Source organism: Mycobacterium sp. TH-M11, from assembly GCF_057473725.1.
Window position 1 is genome coordinate 1 of sequence record NZ_JBYCLD010000469.1, and the last position, 4,874, is coordinate 4,874.

The 4,874-nt window shown below is 65.5% G+C and carries 4 protein-coding genes; all 4 read right to left on the reverse strand.

Features of this window, described 5'->3' with window-relative positions:
* A partial coding sequence (locus AC2VOG_RS18105; protein ID WP_486941220.1) for an MMPL/RND family transporter occupies nt 1-2,543 on the reverse strand: 2,543 nt, incomplete at its 3' end.
* Nucleotides 2,540-2,986, reverse strand: coding sequence for an MmpS family transport accessory protein (locus AC2VOG_RS18110; RefSeq protein ID WP_486941221.1), 447 nt, complete (start codon nt 2,984-2,986; stop codon nt 2,540-2,542). The genes AC2VOG_RS18105 and AC2VOG_RS18110, both read right to left, overlap by 4 nt.
* Before the next feature lie 104 nt (nt 2,987-3,090).
* Nucleotides 3,091-3,696: a TetR/AcrR family transcriptional regulator gene (locus AC2VOG_RS18115; protein ID WP_486941222.1), complete on the reverse strand. Its 606-nt coding sequence runs from the start codon at nt 3,694-3,696 to the stop codon at nt 3,091-3,093.
* A gap of 23 nt (nt 3,697-3,719) precedes the next feature.
* Nucleotides 3,720-4,874 (reverse strand): HNH endonuclease signature motif containing protein (locus AC2VOG_RS18120; RefSeq protein ID WP_486941223.1); only part of this gene is annotated, 1,155 nt, incomplete at its 5' end.

The following is a 4,874-nucleotide window of genomic DNA, read 5'->3' on the forward strand; positions in this document are numbered from 1 at the left end:
CCGATCTCCTCCTTGAACCGCGAGATCAACAGCAGGTTGTAGTCCGAGCCCACCGCCAGCAACAGAATGACGGCCAGGGCCAACACGATCCAGTACAGATGGATGCCGAACAGGTACTGCCATACCAGCACCGACAGCCCGAACGAGGCGCCCAGCGAAAGCGCAACGGTGCCCACGATGACGATCGCGGCGACCAGGCTGCGGGTGATGATCATCATGATCAGCAGAATCAGGCTCAGCGCAGCGATCCCGGCGATCAGCAGGTCGTATTTGGCGGCGTCGGCGATGTCCTTGTAGGTCGAGGCGGTGCCGGCGAGGTAGATGTGCGAACCCTGCAGCGGGGTCCCTTTGACCGCTTCCTTGGCGGCGTTGCGAATCGAGTCGATGTGCGCGATGCCCTCCGGGGTAGCCGGGTCGCCCTCGTGGGTGATGATCATCTGCGCCGCTTTGCCGTCCGGCGACATGAACAGTTTCATGCCGCGTTTGAATTCGGCGTTGTCGAACGCTTCCGGCGGCAGGTAGAACGAGTCGTCGTTCTTGGCTTCGTCGAAGGCCTGGCCCATGGCGGCCGGGTTGTCGTTGGCCGCGGCGGACTGGTCGCTGATCCCGGAGTTGGTGGCGTAGTTGTTCAGCGCCAGGTCGCGGTTGACCCGTTGGCTTTCGATCTGGGACGGGATCAGTTCCACCAGCTGTGGTTGCAGGGCGTCCAATTGGTCGAAGGCCGTGGTGAGCTGTTCGAGCTTTTCGCTGAGCTTGTCGATGCCGTCCTGCAGGTCGAACACGTTGCGCAGCGCCGCGCACACGGGGATGTCGAAGCAGTGCGGTTCCCAGTAGAAGTAACTGCGAATCGGCCGGAAGAAGTCGTCGAAGTTCGCGATCTGGTCACGCAGGTCGTTGGTGAGGGCGACGGTGTCGTGAAAGCTCTGGGTCTGGGTGTGGGTGGCGTTGGCGAGCTGCTGCTGCAGCGCATATTGCTGTTCCAGTGTGTGGACCGACTTCTCGGCTTCGGCCGCCTGCTTGAGCAGATCGGCCGCCCGGTCCATCTGATACTTCAGATTCTGGGTCTGGGCGACGTTTCCCTGGCCGACCGAAAACGGTATCGACGTGTGCTTCAGCGGCGTGCCCAACGGGCGTGTCATCGACTGCACTTTGGCGATACCCGGCGTGTGGAACACGGCCTTGGCGACTCGCTCCAAGACGAGGAAGGACGCCGGGCTGCGCAGGTCGTGGTCGGACTCGATCATCAGCAGTTCTGGATTGAGCCGGGCCTGCGAGAAATGTCGTTCGGCGGCCGCGTAGCCGATGTTGGCCGGGGCACGATCCGGCATGTAGAGACGGGCGTCGTAGCTGGTCTTGTAGCCCGGCAGGGCAAGCAGCCCGATCAGGGCCACGCCGCACGCCACCACCAGGATCGGCCCGGGCCACCGGACGATGGCGGCACCGATCCGGCGCCAGCCGCGGGTCCGCATCGCCCGGGTGGGCTCGAAGAATCCGAACCGGCTGCACAGCGTGAGCACCGCCGACGTCAGGGTGAGCGCGGCGATCAGCGCGACGAAAATGCCGATGGCGGCGGGCAGCCCCAGGGTGTGGAAGTAGGGCAGCCGGGTGAAGGTCAGGCAGTACACGGCACCGGCAATGGTCAGGCCCGAGCCGATCACGACGTGGGCGGTGCCGCGGTACATGGTGTAGAACGCCGTCTCGCGATCTTCACCGGCCGCGCGCGCCTCCTGGTAGCGGCTGATGATGAAGATCGCGTAGTCGGTTCCCGCGGCGATCGCGAGCAGGGTCAACAGATTCGTTGAGTACGTTGATAGTCCGATGATCTCGCGGTAGCCGAGGAAGGCGACGAATCCACGCGCGGCAGCCATCTCGATGGCGACAGTGAGCAGCGCGAGCACGGTGGTGCCGACCGAGCGGTAGACCGCGAACAGCATGAGCGCGATCACCAGGAAGGTGATCGCGGTGACCTTGTTGGTGCCCTCGCTGCCGACCGAGAACTGGTCGGCAACCAGCGGGGCGGCGCCCGTCACATACGCGTGCACGCCGGGCGGCGCCGGCGTGTGTTCGACGATGTCGCGGACGGCGGCCACCGACTCATTGGCCAACGTCTCGCCCTGGCTTCCGGCCAGAAACACCTGCGCCAGTGCCGCTTTGCCGTCGTTGCTCTGCGAACCGGCGGCGGTCAGCGGATCGCCCCAGAAATCCTGGATGTGCTGGACGTGTCGGGTGTCGTCCTTCAGCTTGCCGACCAGGGTGTCGTAGAACCGGTGCGCGTCGGCGCCGAGCGGCTGATCGCCTTCGATGACGATCATCGCCGCGCTGTCGGTGTCGTACTGCTGGAACACTTTTCCGATGCGCTTCGCCGCCTGGTACGACGGCGCGTCGTGGGAGCTCATCCCCACGTTGTGGGCTTCGGCCACGACCTCCAGTTGCGGCACGAGGCTGTTTGTCACGGCGGCCAGCGCCACCCAGAACAGCACGATCGGCAGCGCCAGGTGGCGGATGGTGCGTGGCCAGAAGGGCCGCTGGCCGGGCCCGCTCATCCGGACTTGTCCAAGCAGTAGATGTAGGCGCTCACGGCGTTCGCGGTCCTCTCGTCCTTGAGCTCGCCGTCGATCACGATGCGACAGCCCAGCGTGTCGCCGTTGCCCTGTGCCCGCAGATCGGCGATGACGGCCGGCTCGGTGGTCGTCGCCTGGTATCTCCAGGGCAGCGGGGCATCGATGACCTGCTGAGGGGCGGCGTTGACATCGAGATAGTTGATGGTGGCGACAGCCCCCGGGGCGCCGAAGACCTCGTTGACGACGTCCTTGGGGTTGAACGGGACGATTTCCTCGGCGCCCTCGCTGCTGGTCGACGTGGTGTCGCCCGAGCCGAAGATGCCGTGCAGTCGATACACGCAGAACGCCGCGACGGCGACTACCGCGAGTGCCACCAAGACCATCCACCCACGCCGGACCAGGGGGAAAAGCGACGGTCTCTGCACCGGAAGCCTCCCGATATCGGTGGGCTGCTCGAATGAAAATTAGCGTACGGTACGGAACCGTACGGTTCAATAGTCTGCGGCACCGCGATCTTGTGCGGGCGACGTCAGCCGAGCCGTCGGGTGAGACCCGGGAGAATCACCTGATCGACGAGGTCCGCCACGGTGCGCGCCGTGGGCATCCGACCCGAGACCAGGGACCGGAAGATCAGATATCCCGGCAACACGTCCCAAAGGTCGTCATCAACGGCGTCGGCGTCGATCTCGCCACGATCGACGGCTTGCCCCAGAATGTGCAGGACCAACGCCTTGCGCTGATCGATGAACTGGTGCTGCATCACCTCGTTCAGCGCGGGATTGCGCGATACCTCCACCAACACGGCACGCATGGTGCCGGCGTGCTGCTCGACCTGTTGGCAGACCAGCTCACCCAGTCGCAACAGATCGCCGCGCAGCGTGCCGGTGTCGGGTGGGGTCGCGGCCTGACGGATGCCCTCGGTGAACGCCGCCAACACCAATTCGGCCTTCGACGGCCAGCGCCGGTAGACCGTGGCCTTACTCGCTCGCGCGGTGGCCGCAACCGCGTCAACCGTCAACCGGTCATAGCCGTTCTCCTGCAGCAGCGCCAAGGTGACTTCTAACAGCTCGACTTCGCGCGGCGACCAGGTTGAGGCGCCGGACAGGTCGAGGTTCGAAGTCACGGCATCAACCATAGAATGCCGCCAACCAGACCTCGCTAAAACGGGGGCGGGTCGTTTGCGGCGGCGATGCGTCTGGCGTGTTCGGCGGCGGCGGCCTCGATCGCCGCGGCGGCGATGCGTTCCTGGTTGTGGCTGCGTTCCAGCCAGATCCGGTAGGCCCGATCTTGATCCCGGGTACGCCGGCGGGTGGGCATCATTACGCCGCGGTCGCCGGTCGGCTTCCAGTCGGGCAGATCCAGCTCGCCGGTGGGGTTGGCTAACTGCGGGAAGTACAGGGCCCCGCCGGGTTTGGTGACATAGGTGTGCCCGGTGGGCGCGGTCCAGATCACCGTGCCGTCAGGTTCTTGACGGTCCCGCCACCCATTAGGCCCGACCCAAAAAGTCTTCAAAAGATGGTGAAGCCGGCACAGCAACTTCAGATTGCTCGGATGCGTCGGACCCAGCGGCCATGGCACGGTGTGGTCGATGTCAGCGACCTCGGCGGGTCGGCCGCATCCGGGAAACCGACACGTCAGATCACGGCAGCGGATGAAGTCCGCCAGCGCCGCTGACGGCCGATACCCCGATTCCGGCGCCGCATCCCGCGGATGACGGATCGTCCGCAGCTTTGCCGATTTGGCGATCGTGCGCACCGCGTCGGCCTGCAGGCCACCGAACCCGGGCACATACCCCGGCACTTCCGAGCGGCCCTCAAGGGTGGCCTGCTCGGCCATCACATGGATCATCACCGCACCCACCGATGCCTCGCCAGTGGCTGCCGGGCAATCCGGCGAACCGCATTCGCACGCCATGATGGCCGCACCCGCCGTCAGTGCCGAGAGGGCATCGGCGCGGCGCTGCTGCTTAGTGCGCGGATCCGCCGGGCACACCGTGCCGGCCAACTCATCGAGCCGATGGTCGAAAGCCAACGCATCGGCGGTGCGCACATCGCCGAAGATCTCCGCCAGCCCCGAATGCTGCGGAGTCACCAGAATGTGACGAGATTGATCCAGGGTGCGGGCTTCACGCACTGCGGCCGGTTCCACCACCTGCACCCAATAGTCGACCGCTTCGACGATCCGGGCTCTCGACCATTTGCCCCACCGGGGCGCATTACGCTCCAGCCACCGATCCATCCGCGGGATCGCATCCGGATCGATCATCAACTCGGTGCGATGCACCACCGCGGCCACCACCTGGTAATCGACCAC